Origin of the sequence: Streptomyces sp. (assembly GCF_036524955.1) — a bacterium.
Lineage (GTDB): Bacteria > Actinomycetota > Actinomycetes > Streptomycetales > Streptomycetaceae > Actinacidiphila.
On record NZ_DATDBG010000143.1, the window covers coordinates 18,577 to 39,725 of the forward strand.

Sequence of the window (21,149 nt, forward strand, 5' to 3'; positions counted from 1 at the left end):
GCCGCGACAGCCCGTTGACCGGGTCCACGGCCGGTCCCGCGGCGCCCGCGCGCCCGCGACCGACGGCAACCCAACTCCCTTACGCAAAAGATTGCTTGCGCATTGAACAACTGGGCGTCGTGCCCCGTACGGAGGGGCGGGCGATCACTCCGGTCGCCCCGCACCGCGCACCGCGAACCGCCCACGCACAGAGCGAACCGCCCACAGCGAACCGCGCATCGCAACCGCAAACGTACGGACGAAGGAGCACTCTCCAGATGGCAATGCCACGTACCCGGCGACGGCACCTCGGGTGGGCCGCAGGCGCCGCGTTCTCCCTGCTGGTCCCCGTCCTCCCGCTGGTCACCGCGCCCGAGCATCTGGGACGTCGCCAGCGGCGGCCGGATGGGCATGGTCACCGGCGAGGACGCCACCGAGGTCGCCGACCCGCCCACCGTCTGCACCAGCAACTGCGGGGCCCAGAACCAGGTCAACGGCGAGTTGGCCGTCCTGGGCTTCCCCAGCCCGGTGGCACCCGGGAGCCGGCTCACCCCGCGCACCTCCGTCCAGGGCCTGAACGCCCCGCTGACCACCGGCTGACCCGGGGACCGACCCCGGTGGGCCTTGACGGAGCCCCCGACGCGGCCCGGGGCTCCGTCAAGGCCCGGGCAACTCCACCGCCCGTACTGCTGCCAGCGGTTGAGCGTGGTTAGGGTGGCGTTGTGACGCACCCGACGCCCGAGAGGCCGACGCCGCGCAACGCCAGGCGCACGCTGACGCTGCCCTCGTATCTCAGAAACCCGCATCCGCACGGCGACTTGACCGCCTTCACCGCGGAGGACGACGTGTGGGTGGCGCCGCTGGACGGCGGCCGGGCATGGCGGGTGAGCGCGGACAACATGCCCGTGGGCCGGCCGCGGATCTCGCCGGACGGCGAGCTGGTGGCGTGGACCTCCACGCGCGACGGCGCGCCCGAGGTGCACGTGGCGCCGGTGGACGGTGGGCCCGCGCGGCGCCTGACGTACTGGGGGAACGGGCGGACGGCGGTACGGGGCTGGACGCCCGGCGGCGAGCTCGTCGTGGTCACCGCCGAGGGTGAGCCGTCGACGCGCCGCACCTGGGCGCGGCTGCTGCCGCTGGACGGCGGACCGGCGGTGAGACTGCCGTACGGGCCGGTCGGCGATCTGGCGTACGGCCCGGTGGCCGGCGGGGATCCGGGAGGCGGGCCGGAAGGCGCCTCCGGGAACGGCGGCCCCGCGACCGCCGCCCCCGTCCTCCTGCAGACCGCCACCATGACCCGCGAGGCCGCCCACTGGAAGCGCTACCGCGGCGGCACCGCCGGCAAGCTGTGGCTGGACCGCGACGGCGACGGCGCGTTCCAGCGCGTGCACGCCGACCTCGACGGCAACATCGAGTGCCCGATGTGGGTGGGGGAGCGGATCGCGTTCCTCTCCGACCACGAGGGCGAGGGCGCCGTCTACTCCAGCCTCCCCGACGGCACCGACCTGCGCCGGCACAGCCCGCTCGGAGGCTTCTACGCGCGCCATGCCGCCACCGACGGCACGCGCGTCGCGTACGTCGCGGCCGGCCGTATCCACCTGCTGGACGACCTGACCGACCCGGACGCCGCACCGCGCCCGCTGGAGGTGACCCTCGGCGGCCAGCGCACCGACCTCCAGCCGCACCCCGTGCGCGCCGCCCACCACCTCGGCGACGCGCGCCCCGACCGTACCGGCCGCGGCAGCGCCGTCGAGATCCGCGGCACCACCCACTGGATCACCCACCGCGGTGGCCCCGCACGGGCACTGGCCGCACAGCCGGGAGTGCGGACCCGGCACCCGCGGGTGTTCTCGCAGGGCGGCGACGGCGACCAGCAGGTCGTCTGGGTGACGGACGCCGACGGCGACGACGCGCTGGAGGTCGCCCCCGCCACCGGACTGCCTGCCGGTACGGCGCCGCGCCGGCTCGCCGCCGGGCGCCTCGGCCGGGTGCACGAGATCGAGGTCTCGCCGGACGGGCACCGGATCGCCGTCGCCTCGCACGACGGCCGGGTGCTGCTGGTCGAGACGCAGACCGGTGAGGTACGGGAGGTGGTGGCCGGTGACGCGGGTGACGCGTCGGGGCTCGCCTTCTCCCCGGACTCCGCCTGGCTCGCCTGGTCGCACCCCGGGCCCGGTTCGCTGCGGCAGGTCAAGCTCGCCACCACCGCCGACCTGACCGTGGTGGACGCGACGCAGCTGCGCTTCAACGACTTCGCGCCCGCGTTCACCGCCGACGGCCGCCACCTGGCGTTCCTGTCCGAGCGGGCCTTCGACCCGGTTTACGACGCGCACGTTTTCGACCTGTCCTTCCCCAACGCCTGCCGTCCGTACCTGATCACGCTGGCCGCGACGACCCCGTCGCCGTTCGGACCGCAGCGGCACGGGCGCCCGTACGACGCGGACGACGAGGAGCCGCAGACCCCCGCGGACGAGACGGAGACCCCCGTCGCGGAGGAGGGCGGCACCGAGGGGGACCGGCCGCGTACCCCCGCCACCAAAGTGGACCCGGAGGGCCTGGCCGACCGCATCGTCCCGTTCCCGGTGGAGGCCGGGCGGTACACCGGGCTGCGTGCCGCCAAGAGCGGCGTGCTGTGGTTGCGGCACCCGCTGGTCGGCACACTCGGCGCGGCGCTGGCCACCCCCGAGGCGCACCCGCCCGGCACCGTGCTGGAGCGCTACGACCTGGGCAGGCTGCGGACCGAGACGATCGCCGACGACACCGACGACTTCGCGGTCACCGGCGACGGAACCAAGGTGCTGCTGACCAGTGGGTCGCAGCTGCGGGTCGCGCCCGCCGACAGCAAGGCCGACGAGGACTCCGACAGTTCGGTGAGCGTGGACCTGTCCCGTATCAGGGTCACCGTCCGCCCCGCCGACGAGTGGCGGCAGATGTACGCCGAGACGCACCGCCTCATGCGCGACAACTTCTGGCGGGCCGACATGGGCGGCCTCGACTGGGACGCCGTCGGCGAGCGCTACCGCCCGCTGCTGGACCGCATCGCCACCCACGACGACCTGGTCGACCTGCTCTGGGAACTCCACGGCGAACTGCGCACCTCGCACGCGTACGTCATCCCGCCCGGCGGCTACCGCGACCCGCTGCACCGCCAGGGCCTGCTCGGCGCGGACCTCGCCCGCGCGGACGCGAGCGCGGCGACAGAGGGGTCCCCGCGGCCGGAGGCTGGGGGAGGCTGGCGGATCGCACGGGTGCTGCCCGGCGAGTCCTCCGACCCGGAGGCCCGCTCACCGCTGGCCGCGCCCGGTGTGGCGGTACGGGCCGGCGACACGCTGCTCGCGGTGGACGGCAACCCCGTGGACCCGATCCTCGGGCCGGGCCCGCTGCTGGTCGGCACCGCGGGCAAGCCCGTCGAACTCACCGTGGCCCCCGCCGCCGGCGGCCCGGTACGCCATGTCGTCGCCGTCCCGCTCGCGGACGAGGAGCCGCTGCGCTACCACGACTGGGTGGCCGGCCGCCGCGCCCACGTCCACGCGGCCTCCGGCGGCCGGCTCGGCTACCTGCACGTCCCCGACATGGTCAGCAGTGGCTGGGCGCACCTCCACCGCGACCTGCGGGTCGAGGTCGCCCGCGAGGGCCTGGTCGTGGACGTCCGCGAGAACCGCGGCGGCCATACGTCGCAGCTCGTCGTGGAGAAGCTGGCCCGCCGCGTCGTCGGCTGGGACGTCCCCCGCGGCACCCACCCGTTCAGCTACCCCCAGGACGCGCCCCGCGGCCCGGTCGTCGCGGTCGCCAACGAGTTCTCCGGGTCCGACGGCGACATCGTCAACGCGGCGATCCGTGCGCTGGACATCGGCCCGGTGGTCGGCACCCGCACCTGGGGCGGCGTCGTCGGCATCGACAGCCGTTACCAGCTCGTCGACGGCACCGCAGTCACCCAGCCGAAGTACGCCATCTGGCTGGAGGGCTTCGGCTGGGCGGTCGAGAACCACGGCGTCGACCCGGACGTCGAGGTCGTCCACACCCCCCAGGACTGGGCCGAGGGCCGCGACCCGCAACTCGACACGGCCATCGCGCTCGCCCTGGCCGCGCTGGAGGAGCACCCGGCGAAGAGGCCCCCGGAGCTGCCGTGACGGCGGCGCCTTCGGGGGACGCGGCCACGGTCTTCCGCGGCGGCGCCGCCGCTCGGCCTCGGCGGCCGGGTCCGGTGCTGCCGGCTGTCCGCGACCGGTGCGCCCGGCCCCCGCGTCCGGTCTCCCGGGACCCCGGGCCGGGGCACCTGCGGGCCCCGCCGAAGGATCGTGCCGGGCCGCGGAGCTGTAGCATGCGAACCGGCTGCGCCGGGCTGCACGTGTTTGCGCGAGTGCGCGCCGACCGGGCGGTTGGGCCGCGCGGCGGCGTGCTGACCACGCCATACGGCTCGTGTCGGCCGACCGCACCACGCCGGCCGCACCACGCCGGCCGGAACCGAACCGAACCGGCCGGAGCCGAACCGGCCGCGGCCGCCGTACCGCACCGAGCCGCCGCAACAGCCGACCGCCCAGACCACCGCACCACGCCAACCGCGCGGAGCGCACCGCACCGTTCGAGAAGGGAGCCGCCGAGATGGCGGGAGAACCGCAGGCCGACTGCCTGTTCTGCAAGATCGTGTCGGGGGAGATCCCGGCGACCATCGTGCGGGAGACCGAGACGACCGTCGCCTTCCGGGACATCAACCCGCAGGCCCCGACGCATGTGCTGGTCATTCCCCGGGTGCACTACTCCGACGCCCTCGCGCTGGCCAGCGGCGACCCGGCGGTGACCGCGGACGTGCTGCGGGAGGCGGGCGAGGTGGCCGTACAGGAGAAGGTGGACGCCACCGGGTACCGGATCGTCTTCAACACCGGACCCGGCGCCGGGCAGACCGTGTTCCACGCGCACGCCCACGTACTGGGCGGGCGCGACCTCCAGCGGCTGGTCTGACGGTAGGAGCCCGGCGAACCCCGTGTCGTCCCGCGAACTCGTCGTCCTGGGGACCGCCAGCCAGGTCCCGACCCGTCAGCGCAACCACAACGGCTACGTCCTGCGCTGGGATCGCGAGGGCATCCTCTTCGACCCCGGCGAGGGCAGCCAGCGGCAGATGCTGCACGCCGGGGTCGCCGCGCACGACCTGACCCGGATCTGCGTCACGCACTTCCACGGCGACCACAGTCTGGGCCTGGCCGGCGTCATCCAGCGGATCAACCTCGACCGCGTCCCGCACCCGGTCACCGCGCACTACCCGGTCAGCGGGCAGCGCTACTTCGACCGCCTCCGGTACGCCACCGCGTACCACGAGACCGCCGACCTCCGTGAAGAGCCCGTCACCGCCGACGGTCCGCTCGCCGTCACCGCCGCCTTCACCCTCTCCGCGGTACGCCTGTCGCACCCCGTCGAGTCCTACGGCTACCGGCTCACCGAACCCGACGGCCGCCGTCTGCTCCCCGACCGCCTCGCCGCCCACGGCATCACCGGACCCGACATCGGCCGTCTCCAGCGCGAGGGTGTCCTCCGCGGCGTCACCCTCGCCGAGGTCAGCGAACCACGTCCGGGCCAGAGCTTCGCCTTCGTCATGGACACCCGCCTGTGCCCGGGCGTCCACACCCTCGCCGCCGGCTGCGACCTCCTCGTCATCGAGTCCACCTTCCTCGACGAGGACGCCCGTCTCGCCGCCGACCACGGCCACCTGACGGCCGGCCAGGCAGCCGCCGTCGCCCGCGACGCCGCCGTCCGCCATCTCGTCCTCACCCACTTCTCCCAGCGCTACCCCGACCCCGCCCCGTTCACCACCGAGGCCCGCGCCGCCGGCTTCCAGGGCGACCTGACCGTCGCCGAGGACATGACCCGCATCCCGTTCCCCAAACGCCGCTGATGTCACCGGAGTTGCGCGTTTCCTCCGGTCCCGGGCGTGAGCGTTTGTTAATGTGCTGGTCGAGTCGGAGGCACAGCGGCCACGAGGCTGGGATCACGCATGGGGGACGGCGACCTCGTCGCGAGCACCACGCGGATCGCGCAGTGCGCCCAGGCGCTCACCCGTATCCACGATGAATTCGCGCACCACGGCAACCCGGCGGACGGCTACGGCCGCACCGAACTCGGGTCCGATCTGCTGGTGGACATGTTCCATGATTTCGGAAGCAACTGGACAGTCCACCGCAGGAAGCTGACGGACGAGCTGGAGCGGCTGGCGAAGATCACCGACGAGGCCGCGAAAACCTTCGACCGGATCGACATGGATCTCGCCCAGGCGCTCACCGCGACCGACAAGGCCGACGCAAAGGACCGGACATGACCCGCCCCGCCCACGGCTGGGAAGTCCTCGGCGAAGACGGCGACCCTGTGCCGGGCGATCCGGAGGAGGTCACCCGCCTCGGCCGTGAGCTGCGAAGGACCGCCGAGGCGATCGAGAAGGAGGCCAACGAGATCCGCGCGCTCGCCTCCGTCGAATCGTGGAAGGGCAAGTCCGCCGACGAGTTCCGCGACCAGGCGCAGAAGGCGGAGGGCAAGCTGCGCAAGGCCCTGCACCGCTACGAAGAGGCCGCGGCAGCGCTCGGCACCGACGTGGTCGAGGGCACGTACGCGGGAGACCTGCACCGCGCCCAGAAGTTGGCCGACAAGGCGCTGCGCGACGCGCAGGACGCGGACACCGAACACACCGTCGCCCAGCGGGCCCTGGACCGCAAACCCCCCGAGACCCCCGACGACGACCCCCACTTCGCCTCCCTCACCACCCGCCGCGACGCCTCCGCCGACGCCCTCAACCAGGCCCGAGCCGCCCTCCACACCGCCAAACACATCCGCGACACCGCCGCCCAGCACGCCGCCCACAAGATCCGCCACGCCATCGACCACGACGGTCTCAAGGACAGTCGCTGGGACAAGTTCAAGAACTGGGTTCACGAGAACGCGGGCTGGATCAGCAAGATCGCCGACATCGCGGGGATCGTCGCCACGGTCTGTGGAATCCTGTCCCTGTGCGTCGGGTGGATCCCGGTCATCGGCCCGGCACTCGCGGGCATCCTGGGCACCATCGCCCTCCTGGCTGCCGTCGTATCCCTCGCAGCGCACCTTGTCCTTGCCCTCGCCGGCGAAGGATCATGGTTCGACGTCGTCCTCGACGCGGTCGGTCTGGCGACGTTCGGCATCGGCCGCGGCGCCATCGGAGCCGCACGCGGGGCTTCCATCGGTGCCCGGGGGCTCGCGAGATCCGCGAAATTCACCAAGGCCATGGAGCAGGTAGCCGCCCGCGGGCTCAAGAAGGGCACGAAGGGGTACAACACCACTGTGCAGAAGGCCTGGAAGGCAGCCAATCGCGCGGCGGAAGACGCTCCGCGTGGCCGCGAGGCGTACAAGGCTGTTACCGAGGCGCCGGGCAGTTGGTTCCCGGGTTGGGCCCGCGTACGCGAGGCGGCGAACCCGGTCGCTATCGCCAAGGAGAGCTGGCAGACGGTGAAGGAACTCAAGGCGTTCCGCGACTTCCCGAGACTGTTCGAGGGATCCACGTGGCAGGGCGTCCGGTTCCGGATCGGCGATCCGGCACTGTCCGCCGACATCGACAAGGTGGCCACCGGCCTCGCACCGGACATCGCCGACCTCCCGGCCGTCAAGAAGGTCGCCGACATCGCCAAGCTGCACCTGAAGATCTGGCAGGGCACTACGTGGTCCGGGATCGTGGTGGACCTGAGCGACAAGGCAAAAGCCTGGGACTCGCTGAATGTGAAGGATGCGGCCATCCGTGAGGTCGGCTCTTGAGATCTCTTCCCGCCCGTGGGGAGTCGCCCCCATGACAGTTGCGGACGCCGAGACGGGCGCCGGAGCGCCCAACGAGCCGACGGACTACTGGCTGATGCTGCCCGACGGCTGGTTCCGGATCGACCTTGATTCTGAGCGCCGTGCGGCGGCCGTCGCGGCGCTGGTGGAGCGGCAGTTCCAGGGGCTCGACGACGCGCCGCTGCTCAAGGCACAGGCCCGGGAAGAACTTGCGGTGCGTGCCGAGGAGGCGTACCGCAACGGCGGGATCGAGCTGTATCTGAGCCTCCAGGCGGCGGGTCCGCTGACCGTGCCCGCCGCACTTCTGATCACGCTCGTGCCTTCGCAGCGGCCGGGTGCGACAGCACCGGAGGACCTGGCGGCGTACCTTTCGGAGCACGGGCCGGTCGGTCAGGAGATCAGCGTCGAGGAGCTGCCGACCGGACGTGCTGTACGGGTCAGGACGCGGAGCGTTCCGGCGCCGGACGATCCGAGCGGCAATACGCTGCCGGTGACGTCCGTCGACTACCGGTTGCCCGTGCCGGGCACCGAGGCGTACCTGCTGTTGTCGTTCTCCACGCCGCTCGATCCGGTGGCCGACGCGATGGCGGACCTGTTCGACGCCGTCGCCCTGTCCTTCCGGTGGATGTGAAGCAAGGCGCAACGAAGGGAACTGCTGAGAGCGTATGGGCGACACCTGGAACTTCGGGATCGAGTGCCCCGAGGACTGGATTCCGCTGCCGGTCCGAGGAGACGTCAATGTCCGCCGGTGGGCGAAGGAACAGGCCAAGGTGCTCGGAGGTTCCAGGGGCCTCATGCATGAACTGCGTGAGCATGCCGAGGACGGGCGCGGCCGTGAGCCGATCCTCGCGTTCGCCTACTGCCCGGCCCCGCCGGAGATGGACGCGGTGATGGCGGTGCTGGAAGTACAGGCCGTCCGCCCGGACGGTGAGGTGCCGGAGCCGACGCTCGACTGGATCGTCGGGACCTTCTCCGCACCCGACTTCGGGGAGCCGGAGGTGGAGCGGGCCAGTCTGCCGGCCGGGCCCGCGGTGCGGATCCGGCAGGCGTTGGCGGACCGGCGGACGGGATTCGGCGGCCCGAGCACTCTGGTGGAGACCGTCACCTACGGTGTGCTGCCGACTGGCTCCGAGGGGGCGTTCCTGCTGCTGTTCTCCTGGGCCACCCCCGGGGTCGCTGATTTCATCGTGCCGATCGCCGACGAGATCGCCCACAGCTTCACCGTCGGCGACGGCACCTGACCGGACATGACCCGTCCCACTCAGGGCTGCGAAGTGCTCGGCGAAGACGGCGACCCCGTACCGGGCGATCCGGAGGAGGTCGCCCGCCTCGGCCGCGAACTGTGCAGTCCCGCCCCCACTTACTCCGGATGTCCGGCCACCCGTGGGCCGCACGCGTGGCAGGCCCGTGTCGACGGGGGCCGATCGTGAGCGCGCCCACGCCGGGCGCCCTGCCCCCCACCCGCGAACAGCCCGAGCCGGCGCTGCGGCCCGCCGCCCGCCGCAGCCCGGGGCTCGACGTCCTGCGCAATGCCTGTGTCTTCCGCGACAAGCGCGACGTGGTGGTACGCGACCGGCACGGCACCGAGCGCCGCCACCTCGTCGGTGACGGCGGCATCCGGCGCGCCGTCCACGTCGACGCGCCCGGCCCGCCCGTCGGGGGCCGCATGGGGCCGGACCTGCCCGGGCCCTGGGGGTACGTCGATCTCCGGAACGCGAAGGACCGGTGCGTCCTGCGGATCGAACTCGACGACTGGCTGCCGGAAGGGGCGGCCTTCGCCGCCGAGCCGCCCCGCGGTGAACGCCTGCTCGCGGTGACCGGGGTCGCCGGGCTGCTGGCGGACCTGCGGGTACCGGTGACGACGGTGCGGGAGCGGGACAACGCGACCGTCGACAAAAGCGCCTGGGCCCGGCCGGGCAGGCTCCTGCCGGTCTGGAACACGCTGGGCCGCGGCGCCGCCCTCGCCGTCTGGTTCGTGGCCTTCGTCATCGCGATCCTCCCGGTGGACCGCCCCCCGGTCGGGGCACGGGTGGTCACCGCCGGCGCGGCCGTACTCCTGCCGCTGCTCACCCTCGCCGCCCGGGCCCAGACCGCCCTGCGGGAGCGCCGGCTTCCGTCGCCGGGTGGCCTGCGCGTGACACCCGACCCCGAGCCGGGCGCCGGGATGACCGTCCGCTTCGTGACGACGGCCGCCGTACGCGTCCAGGACCGCGACCTCGTCCTGGTCGACCAGGTCGGTCAGGAACGCTGGCTGCCGCGTACCGGCCCCCACCGCGTGGCCGCCCTGGTGCGGATTGTGGAGCATGGCACCCGCTCCTCGGTCGCCGTCGAACTGCACGGTCCTGACGGGCAGGTGCGCGGTGCTCTGCCGTGGGCCTGCTGGTTCGCCGGGGCGAAGGGGGAGGCCAGGTGGAAGGAGCTGGTGACGGCGACCGCCCTTCCGGTCAGGGACCGGGAACTCGCAGCGAAGGAGCACTGGCCGCAGCACCGGGTGGCCGCGATGGACACCGATCTCTCCTCCCTGCGCCCGGCCGTCGCCCGCCGTGTCACCCGCTTCCCGAGCAGCCAGTCGGGCGGCGCGGGAACAGGAGTCGCACTGGGCACCGGAGCCATCGGCCTCCTCGGCTGCGCGCTGGTCGAAGGCCACCCCACCGCCCGCGCCGTCGGTGTCACCCTCGCCGTGCTGGCGCTGCTCGGCACCCTCCTCCCGCTCGCCGCCCACGAATTGCACGGCAGGCTGCGCCTCGACCGCCCCGCACCCGGTCAGGAGGAACCCGCCTCATGACGGTCTCGCAGCCCGCAGCCCGCGGGACCGAGCAGGGGGACGCGCCGTCCGACTACACCCTCCTGCTGCCCTCCGGCTGGTTCCGGATCGACCTCGCGCCCGACGGCCGGGCGGCGGCCGTCGCGGCGCTGGTGGAGCGGCAGTTCCAAGGGCTCGACGACGCGCCGCTGCTCAAGGCGCAGGCCAGGGAAGAACTTGCGGTGCGTGCCGAGGAGGCGTACCGCAACGGCGGGATCGAGCTGCATCTGAGTCTCCGGGCCGCGGGTCCACTGACCGGCCTCCAGCTCGTTGAGATCGCCCGCAGCCATGAGCACATGGTGATGTCCAACGACCAGAACGCACCCTGGCTCTTCCCGACCCAGCGCCCCGGCAAGCCGCTGACCAGCCGCCGACTCGCAAGTAGGCTCCGCAACATCGGACTCCCCTCCGAAGCCGCGCGATGCGCTGCCTTGCTCGATCTCTGTATCCAGATGCCCCCAGCCGTCCTCCAGCGGCTCCTCGGGGTCAGCTCCTTCGCGGCCGAACGGTGGGCGGCAGGAGCCGTCAGAACCGCCTACGCAGCCGAGGTAGCCCGTCGATCATGACGGGACCTTGTTGCGGATCGTCAAGCAGCGAGCCGGTCCAGCTCCTCGCCGATCGCCTTACACAAGGCGTCGTGCTGCTGGCCGAGTGCATACCGCTCGTCGCTCCACCGTTCCCGCGGATACAGCCACACGGGCTTGCTCACGAGTTCGGTCGGCTCCCATTCGAACCGCGGCCACACATGCGCATGCAGGAACGGGTCGGTGTTTCCGAGAATCTCCAGGTTGACCCGCCGGAAGGCAGGATCCAACCGGCTGCAGGCGCGCTCGACGGCCTCCCCAAGCCTGTCCATGTCAGCCAGGAACGCCAGCCGCTTACTCCGTGGAAGCTCCGATAGCCGCTGAACAGCAGGATCATCCGCCAGCAGCACCGAGTATCCCGGCAGGAACTGAACGTCCCCGACCACCGCGAACCCGGCCTCCAACCTCCGGAGCACCGTCGGATTCTCACCTCGAAGGGCGCTACCGATCCGGTCCTTCTGCCAGTCATCAGTCATGATCAGCGACCCTATACACGGCTGATCAGCAGGAGCTATTCCGCGCCCACGAATATCCGAACCTGCACGACAGTGCGGCACGGCCTTGGCCGTGTGCGTCCAGGTGCGGCGAACGAGTTCGGTGCCCGCCCCCCTGGACGTCTGGCGGGAGACGCGGTGGGCGTAGGGGAGTGGCCGCAGAGGGACCCGTCGCAGGACGTCTCCGGCCCTGAACACCTTGTGCCCGCCGGCGTGAACATCGCTGAGGGGCGGGGCGGAGGTCGCTTACCGGGCATGCCTGGCCCATGTCCGGGACTGCCGGCGGCATGCCGAACGCGCGGGGAGGACTGTTCAACAGCGTTTGTGCTGCGGGTAGCACTGCGCGAGGCGAGAAGTCAGGAAGGGCGGTCATGCGCGGCACGACGCGGAAACACCGTCACCGCCCCCCGGCGCCCTCACCCCCACACCTCGTCCAGGATCCGGCTCGCCGCACTCGCGGAGTCCACCAGCGGATGCAGCGCCAGCGCACGCAGCGCAGCCGTACGCGAACCCGTCGACGCGGCCTCGATCGCCGCGCGCTCCACCGCCTTCACGCTCAGCATCAGTCCCGCCTGGTGCTCGTCGGGCGGGGCCACCGGCAGCGGGCGCACCCCGAAGCCCCCCACCTCGCACGGCACTTCGACGACGGCGTCCGGGTCGAGGAAGGAGACCGCGCCGCCGCCGGGCACGTTGAGGATCAGCACCGTACGTTCGTCGCGCGCGATCGCCCGCATCAGCGCGAGCGCCACCCGGTCGTAACCGCCGCCCTCCAGGTCGTGCGGGTCGCGCTGCCAGCCGCCGCTCGCCTCCCGGCTCTCCGCCAGGTATGTCGCCTCGCGCTCCAGCCGCATCCGCTCCCACAGTTCGTACGCGGCCCCGGGCAGCAGACCGCCCGCCGCCGCGAAGAAACCGGACTGCTGCCGGTCGAGGAACTCCCCGCGGGTGGCGGGAGCGGACCGGACGGCGGCCAGCGTCTCCCGCCGGAAGTAGTAGTAGTGCAGGTACTCGTTGGGCAGCGCGCCCAGCATCGCCGGCAGCTGCGGGCCGAAGAGCCGTCCCTCCTCGAAGGAGCCCAGCGCGGCCGGGTCGGCGAGCAGTCCGGGCAGCAGGTCGCGGCCGTCCAGGGTGAGCCGCCGCAGCCAGCCGAGGTGGTTCAGGCCCACGTAGTCGTAACCGAAGCCGGGGGCGTCCGGGTCCGCGCCCGCCGCCCGGGCCGCCCGCCGGACCAGGCCCACCGGCGAGTCGCAGATCCCGATCGCCCGCGGGCCCAGCACCCGGGACATCGCCTCGGTGACCATGCCCGCCGGGTTGGTGAAGTTGATCACCCACGCGTCCGGGGCGAGGGCACGTACCCGCTCGGCCACCCGTACCGCCACCGGGAGCGTCCGCAGCCCGTACAGCACGCCGCCCGCGCCCACCGTCTCCTGCCCGAGTACGCCCTGCCGCAGCGGCACCCGCTCGTCCCGCACGCGCCCGGCCGTACCGCCGACGCGGATGGCGGAGAAGACGAAGTCGGCGCCGCGCAGGGCGTCGTCCAGGTCGTGGGCGACGCGCACGGCGGGCCCGGCGAACCCCTCCGGGCCCCGCGAGGCCGCCCGCAGGGCGCTCAGCACGGACGAGATCACCCGCACCCGCCCCGCGTCCGTGTCGTACAGCACCACCTCGCTCACCGCCGGCTCGTCCAGCAGCGCCCGGTAGACCAGCGGCACCCGGAATCCGCCGCCACCGAGAATCGTCAGTCTCATCAGACTCCGTCCGCCACGGGCCGCGCGCAGCAGCTACACGCCCGCACGGCTCTTCATGCACAGTGTCAAGCATGGAGGATCAGCCCGTTCTCGACCCGCTCGGCGCCCTGCGCGTACCGGGGGACCCGGCCACCGACGTCTACCTGACCGGCACCGTGTTCCTGGACATCATCTTCACCGGCCTGGACAGCGCGCCCGTACGCGGTACGGAGTCGTGGGCCCGCGGCATGGGATCGAGCCCCGGCGGCATCGCGAACATGGCCACCGCGCTGGCCCGGCTCGGGCTGCGGACCACGCTCGCCGCGGCCTTCGGGGACGACATGTACGGCGACTACTGCTGGGACAGCCTGCAGACCGGGGAGGGCATCGACCTCGGCCTGTCCCGCCGGGTGCCCGGCTGGCACTCGCCGGTCACCGTGTCGATGGCGTACGAGGGGGAGCGCACGATGGTCAGCCACGGGCACCGGGCGCCCCCGCCCGAGGACGCGGTGCCCGCCTGCCCGCCGCCCGCGCGGGCCGCGGTCGCCGCGCTCGGGCACCACGGGCACGCGGGGGAGGAGACCCCGGACTGGATCGCGGACGCCGCCGCCTCCGGCACGAAGATCTTCGCCGACGTCGGCTGGGACGAGACCGGCCGTTGGGACCCCGTCGACCTGGAGGGGCTGCGGCACTGCACCGCGTTCCTGCCGAACGCCGCCGAGGCGATGCACTACACCCGTGCCGCCACCCCGCACGAGGCCGTCCGCAAGCTCGCCGAGCTGGTGCCGCTCGCGGTCGTCACGCTGGGCGCGGAGGGCGCGTGCGCGGTGGACTCGTCGACCGGCGAGACCGCCGAGGTGCCCGCGCTGCTGGTGGAGACGCTGGACCCGACGGGCGCGGGCGACGTGTTCGTGGCCGGGTTCGTCACCGGCACGCTGGCCGGCTGGCCGCTCGCCGACCGGCTGGCCTTCGCCTCGCTGTGCGCGGCGCTGTCCGTCCAGGAGTTCGGCGGCTCCCTGTCGGCGCCCGGCTGGATCGAGATCGCCGGCTGGTGGCAGCAGGTGAAGGCGTACGCGGGCGAGGTCGCCGTCCACCGTGAGGTCCTGACCCGCTACGCCTTCCTGGAGACCCTCCTGCCGGCCGGCACCCGCCCCTGGCCGCTGCGCCGCGCGGTCCCGACCATCGGCTTCCGTCCGGCGTGAGCCGGCCGCACGGGGGAGTGGTGTGAGTGCCCGCGGAGGGCTGACGCCCGAGCTCCCGGAGTGGGTGGCCGAGGGACGAGGCCGGCCGCGGAGGGAGTGAGCAGGAGGACTGACCGGGAACGGGGTGGGGCTGACGCCCGAGCTCCCGGCGGCCGAGGGACGAGGCCTCCCGCGGAGGGTGGGGGCACCTCCCGCCGAAGGCAGGGGGAGAGCAGGAAGACCGACCAAGTCCGTGAGGGCCCGGCGTGAGCGAGCGGGGTGGCCCAAATCCTCTCGGCCCGGGCGGGCGCACGTCGTACCCTTGGAACACCAAGGCCCTTCGGGTCATTCGATCAGCAGAAAGCGGGATGAGCAGGCCTTAGCGCCGGCCCATGACTCAGACACCGACAAAGCAGCAGGAGCCGCAGCCGCCGCAGGCGCGCGCCCACTTCGTCGTACCGGCCAAGCACCCCATGGTGACCGTTCTGGGCTCGGGGGACGCCCTCCTCCGCGTGATCGAGCAGGCGTTCCCGGCCGTCGACATTCATGTACGGGGCAACGAGATCAGCGCCGTCGGTGAGGCCTCCGAGGTGGCCCTGGTCCAGCGGCTCTTCGACGAGATGATGCTGGTGCTGCGCACCGGCCAGCCCATGACGGAGGACGCCGTGGAGCGTTCGATCGCCATGCTGCGGGCCAACGGCAGCGCGACCGGACCGGGCACCGAGACTCCCGCGCAGGTCCTCACCCAGAACATCCTGTCCAACCGGGGTCGCACCATCCGCCCCAAGACGCTGAACCAGAAGCGGTACGTGGACGCGATCGACCGGCACACGATCGTCTTCGGCATCGGTCCGGCCGGTACCGGCAAGACCTACCTGGCGATGGCCAAGGCGGTCCAGGCCCTGCAGTCCAAGCAGGTCAACCGGATCATCCTGACCCGCCCCGCGGTCGAGGCGGGCGAGCGGCTCGACTTCCTGCCGGGCACCCTCTACGAGAAGATCGACCCGTACCTGCGGCCCCTGTACGACGCGCTGCACGACATGCTGGACCCCGACTCCATTCCGCGCCTGATGGCGGCCGGCACCATCGAGGTGGCGCCGCTGGCGTACATGCGCGGCCGGACCCTGAACGACGCGTTCATCATCCTCGACGAGGCGCAGAACACCAGCGCCGAGCAGATGAAGATGTTCCTGACCCGGCTCGGCTTCGACTCCAAGATCGTCATCACCGGTGACGTCACCCAGGTCGACCTGCCGAACGGCACGAAGAGCGGTCTGCGCCAGGTGCAGGAGATCCTTGCCGACGTGGAGGACGTCCACTTCTCCCGGCTCACCAGCACCGACGTGGTCCGCCATAAGCTGGTGGGACGCATCGTGGACGCGTACGAGCGGTACGACAGCGCCATCGGCTCCACCAGCGGTGGCAACGGCGCAGGGCCCGACAGAAAGTAACCGAACCACCACCATGGCGATCGACGTCAACAACGAGTCCGGCTGGGATATCGACGAGCAGGCGGTTCTCGACGCCGCCCGCTACACGCTCCAGCGCATGCGCATCCACCCGCTCTCCGAGCTCTCGGTGATCGCCGTGGACGCCGCCGCGATGGAGCAGCTCCACCTCCAGTGGATGGACCTGCCGGGGCCGACCGACGTGATGTCCTTCCCGATGGACGAGCTGCGTCCCGGGAAGGACGACGAGGAGCCCGCACAGGGCCTGCTCGGGGACATCGTGCTGTGCCCCGAGATCGCCAAGAAGCAGGGCGAGGAGGCGCCGACCAAGCACTCCATGGACGAGGAGCTGCAACTGCTCACCGTCCACGGCGTCCTCCACCTGCTCGGCTACGACCACGAGGAGCGGGACGAGCAGGCCGAGATGTTCGGCCTGCAGAAGGCGATCCTGGACGACTGGCGCACCGAGCGCGGCCTGCTCGGACCCTCTCCCGCCCCCACGACCCACTGACGGCGGCGGACAGGGCTGGGAAGAGAGCACACCGCACATGATCGTCTCCGCTGTCCTGCTGGTCGTCGTCGCCTGGCTCGCCGCCTGCGCCGAGGCCGGCATCGCCCGGATCTCCCGGTTCCGTGCCGAGGACGCCCTGCGCTCCGGCCGCCGCGGCGCCGCGAACCTGCTGGCCGTCGCCTCCGACCCGACCCGCTACCTGAACGTCGCCCTGCTGGTCCGGGTCGCCTGCGAGACCGCCGCGGCCGTACTGATCACCGTGGTCTGCGACCGCCGCTTCGACAGCTCCTGGCAGGTGCTCACCGTCGCCATCGGGGTGATGGTCCTGGTGTCGTACGTGGCGGTCGGCGTCTCGCCGCGCACCATCGGCCGCCAGCACCCGGTGAACACCGCGACCGCGGCCTCGTACGTGCTGCTGCCGCTGGCCCGGGTGATGGGCCCGATCCCCGGGCTGCTGATCCTGCTCGGCAACGCGCTCACCCCCGGAAAGGGCTTCAAACGCGGGCCGTTCGCGAGCGAGGCGGAGCTGCGGGCGATGGTGGACCTCGCCGAGTCCGAGTCGCTGATCGAGGACGAGGAGCGCCGGATGGTGCACTCGGTCTTCGAACTCGGGGACACCATCGTGCGCGAGGTGATGGTGCCACGCACCGACCTGGTCATGATCGAACGGTTCAAGACGGTCCGTCAGGCGATGACGCTCGCGCTGCGCAGCGGCTTCTCCCGCATCCCGGTGACCGGCGAGAGCGAGGACGATGTCGTCGGCTTCGTCTACCTCAAGGACCTGGCCCGCCGCGTGCACATCAACCGGGAGGCCGAGTCCGACCCCGTCTCCTCCCTGATGCGCCCCGCCGCGTTCGTGCCCGACACCAAGAACGCGGGTGACCTGCTCCGCGAGATGCAGCGGGACCGCAACCACGTCGCCGTCGTCATCGACGAGTACGGGGGCACCGCCGGGATCGTCACCATCGAGGACATCCTGGAGGAGATCGTCGGCGAGATCACCGACGAGTACGACCGGGAGGCCCCGCCGGTGGAGGAGCTGGGGGAGGGCCGCTACCGGGTCACCGCCCGTCTCGACATCGGCGACCTCGGGGAGCTGTACGGGGTGCCGCTGGACGACGACGACGTGGAGACGGTGGGGGGTCTGCTCGCCAAGTTCCTCGGCCGGGTGCCGATTCCGGGTGCGACCGCGGTGGTCCCGCTGCCGGAGGACGCCGCGGGCGAGCGCGACACGGTCGCACTGCGGCTGACCGCGGAGACCCAGGCGGGGCGGCGCAACCAGATCGGCACGGTGCTGGTCGAGCCGCTGGAGGAGCGGGCCGAGGCCGGGCCTGAGGAAGAGGCTGCGGACGATGCGGCGGGGGGCCTGTCACGCAATGACGGGTGACCCGGCGAAGGCTTGTGAGTAAACGGGTGGGTAATCCATCGGTGCGCTTGTCACGCGATGACGGGTAAGCCACCGAGGGCCCTGTCACGCAAATCACGAGTGATCCACCGAGATGGTCGGAGGGCTGTCTTCCGCCTCCCGGAGGCCGCTATGGTGAACTCGCTCGCACCGCTGCGACGGTGTGAGCCTGTGTGATCGCATCCCGCGATCGAGGTCTGACCGCACCGCACAGGGCTACGGCACCACACTGGGGGACCGCGGCGTTCGCGCCGCAGTGGCAGAAGGCTGTCCGTCGAGCGGAAAAGCGAGGCCGTTATGAAGGTCGGAGAACCTCCTCAACCGACGTGGGTGCGGCACCGGAGTGGGCGTCCCGCGAACCGTCCCGCCAGGCTCCGACGCTGAGTACCGCGCTCTGATTCGCTCGGTCCCCCTTCACGGAAACCCGATTCCTGGACAACCGATCGCTGGGCAACCCATTCCCGGCCAACTGTCCCCGCACACCTGAAAGCGGTCATCCCGCGCCTGGTGCACACCCATGTCAATGGGCGCGTTGATTTACATTCCTGTCATCACCGCATGGCTTTTTCCGGCCGTCCGCGGCCTCGCCATGTCCGCGTGCCCGGAATCGCCGTACCACGGCGCGCAGTCCGCAGCATTCGCATGTCCGCACCCTTCGCTGTCACGGAGAGGAATTGCTGATTCATGGCTGAATCAAGGACGTCACGCAGGTTCGGAAGTACTCGCATGCGCTATTCGGCGGCCCTGGTCTGTGCCGCCCTCATCGGTATCGCCGGGACCTCGGCCGGCTCCACGGTCGCGGCCGATGAGGGCAAGAACACCCTGGGCTTCAACTTCGACACCGGGAACATCGCCACCGAGGTGATCTTCCCGGCCACCGAGCAGCCCACCCGGGTGGGCCTGTCCACCAGCGGCATGGACGCCACCACCATCTTCCGCCTCGCCGCCCTCGTCGAGGCCGGCTGGTTCGACGCGATCGCGCCGTACCACCCCACCGCGATCGGCCTCTACTCGAACCTCGGCAGGCGCCCGGCGTCCGAGGCCGTCACCAACAAGAACAAGAACATCGCCCTCATGTACGCGAGTTACCGCGCGCTGGAGAGCATGCTGCCGAAGTACGACGCCAACTGGCGCGCGATGATGGAAAGCGTCGGCCTCGACCCGGACGACGACCAGGAGAACACGACCACTCCGATCGGCATCGGCAACCTGGCAGGCAACACGGTCGTGAAGGCCCGCCTCCACGACGGCATGAACCAACTCGGCGACGAGGGCGGCGTCACGTACAACCGGAAGCCGTACGCCGACTGGACCGGCTACAAGCCCGTCAACTCGGCCTACCAGCTGAACGACCCCTCGCACTACCAGCCCGGCATCGAGACCCAGGGCAACGGCAGCTTCAAGTCGCACATCGCTGTCACCCCGCAGATGGGGGTCACCGCGCCGTTCACCGACATCGACCCGACCAAGTACGTGCTCCCCGTGCCGGCCAGCAGCAACGCCCGCAACAAGGCGGCGTACAAGAAGCAGGTCGACGAGGTACTGGCGGCCTCGGCCTCGCTGACCGACAGGAAGAAGGTGAACGTCGAGTTCTTCAACGACAAGTTCCTCGCCTTCGGTCGCGGCACCCTGGGCGTCACGGACGGTCTGAACGTCTCCCTGGACGAGTTCGTGCACCGCTTCGCCGCCTCGAACGTCGGCGGGTTCGACACGCTGATCCCCATCTGGCGGAACAAGTACATGTACGACACGGTGCGTCCGTTCACCGCGATCCGCTACGTCTACGGTGACAAGAAGGTCACCGCGTGGGGCGGCGTCGGCAAGGGCACCGTCCGCGACATCCCCGCCAGCCAGTGGACCAGCTATGCGCCGGTGACCGACCACCCGGAGTACCCCTCGGGCTCGACCAGCCTGTGCGCCGAACTCGCCGAGGTGAACCGGCTCTTCAAGGGCACCGACAAGGTGGACGTCAGCTACACCTACCCGAAGGGCTCCTCGGTGTTCGAGCCGGGCCTCACGCCGGCCCAGGACATCACCCTGCACTGGGACACGGGCACGGACTTCGTCAACGACTGCGCCCAGAGCCGGATCGACGGCGGTGTGCACTTCCGGGCTGCCACCGAGGCGTCGAAGGTTCTAGGCACGCAGGTCGGCAAGGAGATCTACACGTTCTTCAAGGCGCACATCGACGGCACCATGGGCCCGAGCCCTGTCGCGAAGCCGATCGCCCCGATCAAGTGAACCCGGGCACGGGTGACAACGCCGCAGGTAACAACGCCCGCAGGTAACGCACACGGGTAACAGTCAGCACAACCGGCCCGGCAGGGTCCCGGTCGTCCGGCCGGCGACCGGGATCCCCGCCGGTAGCCGTACGCCCCGGAATTGGGGCGTACTCAGAAAGACCCGTGTGTGCCGGGCGCACGCGGGGGGCACCGGGACCGGCCGAGGTCCGCCGCCACCAGCGCGGCCACCACCAGCAGGACTGCCGCGTTTACCCGATCACCGGCACTAGCCGCCGAAGTGGCCGATCATGCTCAGCAGATCCGCGCCGGCCGCGTGGATGGACCCGGCGAAACTGGTGTCGGCCAGGTAGAAGCCGAAGGCGCCGCAGGCGAGTCCGTGGGTGGGTTTGAGTGCGCCCTTGCGACCCAGGAACAGGGTGATCGCGGCGAGGGCGATGACGAGGGGAATGTGCAGAAGCATGTCGGATCACCTCGAATGATGACACTGCTTCGCTCAGGCTAGGCGGGCGTCGCACGACGCGCATCTCCGGACACGGAGCGTGAGAAGTGGTCGGAACGCCCCGCGGACGGGCGCGCGCCTCCGCCTCGTCCCGCACGTCCTATGATCGCGGCTATGAGCGAATCGCCGCTGGCCGCAGCAGAACTGGACCCCGAGGACCGCAAGCTCGTCACGCTGGCCAGGTCGGCCCGCGCCCGCAACGCCGTACCGGAGGGCGCCGCCGTCCGTGACGAGACCGGCCGCACCTACGTGGCCGGATCCGTGGACCTGGAGTCCCTGCGGCTCACCGCGGTGCAGACCGCGGTCGCGATGGCGGTGGCCAGCGGCGCGAAGTCGCTGGAGGCGGCGGCGGTGGTCACCGTGACCGACACCCCGGCGGACAGCGACCTCGCGGCGCTACGGGACCTCGGCGGCGCGGACACCCCGCTGATCGTGGCGGCCCCGGACGGCACGGTTGTCACGACGGTGAGCGCCTGAGCGGCCGGCGGCGTCC

The 21,149-nt window shown here is 71.7% G+C and carries 19 protein-coding genes; 16 read left to right on the plus strand and 3 right to left on the minus strand.

From position 1 onward, the window contains the following. Positions 1-384: 384 nt before the first annotated feature. The 10 genes from VIW71_RS11590 to VIW71_RS11635 all read left to right on the plus strand — a co-directional run bounded on the left by VIW71_RS11590 (position 385) and on the right by VIW71_RS11635 (position 11,133). A complete protein-coding gene (locus VIW71_RS11590; RefSeq protein ID WP_331622014.1) occupies positions 385-579 on the plus strand; it encodes a hypothetical protein in 195 nt (64 codons plus the stop codon). A gap of 173 nt (positions 580-752) precedes the next feature. Next, positions 753-4,109, plus strand: a complete 3,357-nt coding sequence (locus tag VIW71_RS11595) for a S41 family peptidase (RefSeq protein WP_331622052.1) — start codon at positions 753-755, stop codon at positions 4,107-4,109. A 472-nt stretch (positions 4,110-4,581) separates the two neighbouring features. Further along, positions 4,582-4,938 carry a histidine triad nucleotide-binding protein gene (locus VIW71_RS11600; protein ID WP_331622015.1) on the plus strand — a complete coding sequence of 119 codons (357 nt, stop codon included), beginning with the start codon at positions 4,582-4,584 and terminating at the stop codon, positions 4,936-4,938. A 22-nt stretch (positions 4,939-4,960) separates the two neighbouring features. After that, entirely contained in the window at positions 4,961-5,866 is a 906-nt protein-coding gene (locus tag VIW71_RS11605; protein WP_331622016.1) for a ribonuclease Z, read from the plus strand. 99 nt (positions 5,867-5,965) lie between these two features. Continuing rightward, positions 5,966-6,286, plus strand: a complete 321-nt coding sequence (locus VIW71_RS11610; protein ID WP_331622017.1) for a hypothetical protein — start codon at positions 5,966-5,968, stop codon at positions 6,284-6,286. After that, positions 6,283-7,746 (plus strand): WXG100 family type VII secretion target, encoded by a 1,464-nt coding sequence (locus tag VIW71_RS11615; protein ID WP_331622018.1) that lies wholly within the window; start codon positions 6,283-6,285, stop codon positions 7,744-7,746. The genes VIW71_RS11610 and VIW71_RS11615 overlap by 4 nt, the downstream gene beginning before the upstream one ends. A gap of 31 nt (positions 7,747-7,777) precedes the next feature. Continuing rightward, complete coding sequence (locus VIW71_RS11620) at positions 7,778-8,395, plus strand: hypothetical protein (RefSeq protein ID WP_331622019.1); 618 nt, start codon at positions 7,778-7,780, stop codon at positions 8,393-8,395. A 34-nt stretch (positions 8,396-8,429) separates the two neighbouring features. Continuing rightward, positions 8,430-9,005, plus strand: coding sequence for a hypothetical protein (locus tag VIW71_RS11625; RefSeq protein ID WP_331622020.1), 576 nt, complete (start codon positions 8,430-8,432; stop codon positions 9,003-9,005). A 185-nt stretch (positions 9,006-9,190) separates the two neighbouring features. Further along, positions 9,191-10,549 (plus strand): hypothetical protein, encoded by a 1,359-nt coding sequence (locus VIW71_RS11630; protein WP_331622021.1) that lies wholly within the window; start codon positions 9,191-9,193, stop codon positions 10,547-10,549. Next, positions 10,546-11,133, plus strand: coding sequence for a hypothetical protein (locus tag VIW71_RS11635; protein WP_331622022.1), 588 nt, complete (start codon positions 10,546-10,548; stop codon positions 11,131-11,133). The genes VIW71_RS11630 and VIW71_RS11635 overlap by 4 nt, the downstream gene beginning before the upstream one ends. A gap of 20 nt (positions 11,134-11,153) precedes the next feature. Here the strand turns inward: VIW71_RS11635 and VIW71_RS11640 are convergent, their stop codons facing one another. Together VIW71_RS11640 and VIW71_RS11645 are read right to left on the minus strand one after the other, a co-directional pair. Then, entirely contained in the window at positions 11,154-11,627 is a 474-nt protein-coding gene (locus VIW71_RS11640; protein ID WP_331622023.1) for an HIT family protein, read from the minus strand. Between the two features lie 434 nt (positions 11,628-12,061). Next, the gene (locus VIW71_RS11645; RefSeq protein WP_331622024.1) at positions 12,062-13,390 is read right to left on the minus strand and encodes a 6-phospho-beta-glucosidase; all 1,329 of its coding nucleotides are present in this window, start codon (positions 13,388-13,390) and stop codon (positions 12,062-12,064) included. Positions 13,391-13,461: 71 nt separating this feature from the next. Between VIW71_RS11645 and VIW71_RS11650 the strand changes: the two genes are divergently transcribed. The 5 genes from VIW71_RS11650 to VIW71_RS11670 all read left to right on the plus strand — a co-directional run bounded on the left by VIW71_RS11650 (position 13,462) and on the right by VIW71_RS11670 (position 20,155). Then, entirely contained in the window at positions 13,462-14,571 is a 1,110-nt protein-coding gene (locus VIW71_RS11650) for a carbohydrate kinase family protein (RefSeq protein ID WP_331622025.1), read from the plus strand. Between the two features lie 371 nt (positions 14,572-14,942). Beyond that, positions 14,943-16,001 (plus strand): PhoH family protein, encoded by a 1,059-nt coding sequence (locus VIW71_RS11655; protein ID WP_331622026.1) that lies wholly within the window; start codon positions 14,943-14,945, stop codon positions 15,999-16,001. Positions 16,002-16,014: 13 nt separating this feature from the next. Further along, complete coding sequence (ybeY, locus tag VIW71_RS11660) at positions 16,015-16,509, plus strand: rRNA maturation RNase YbeY (RefSeq protein WP_331622027.1); 495 nt, start codon at positions 16,015-16,017, stop codon at positions 16,507-16,509. A gap of 37 nt (positions 16,510-16,546) precedes the next feature. Next, complete coding sequence (locus VIW71_RS11665) at positions 16,547-17,896, plus strand: hemolysin family protein (protein WP_331622028.1); 1,350 nt, start codon at positions 16,547-16,549, stop codon at positions 17,894-17,896. A gap of 744 nt (positions 17,897-18,640) precedes the next feature. Beyond that, complete coding sequence (locus tag VIW71_RS11670) at positions 18,641-20,155, plus strand: vanadium-dependent haloperoxidase (protein WP_331622029.1); 1,515 nt, start codon at positions 18,641-18,643, stop codon at positions 20,153-20,155. 267 nt (positions 20,156-20,422) lie between these two features. Here VIW71_RS11670 and VIW71_RS11675 read toward each other — a convergent pair whose 3' ends face one another. Then, positions 20,423-20,617 (minus strand): hypothetical protein, encoded by a 195-nt coding sequence (locus tag VIW71_RS11675; protein WP_331622030.1) that lies wholly within the window; start codon positions 20,615-20,617, stop codon positions 20,423-20,425. A gap of 153 nt (positions 20,618-20,770) precedes the next feature. Here VIW71_RS11675 and VIW71_RS11680 point away from each other — a divergent pair, with 153 nt between their 5' ends. Next, the gene (locus VIW71_RS11680) at positions 20,771-21,133 is read left to right on the plus strand and encodes a cytidine deaminase (RefSeq protein ID WP_331622031.1); all 363 of its coding nucleotides are present in this window, start codon (positions 20,771-20,773) and stop codon (positions 21,131-21,133) included. Positions 21,134-21,149 lie beyond the last annotated feature (16 nt).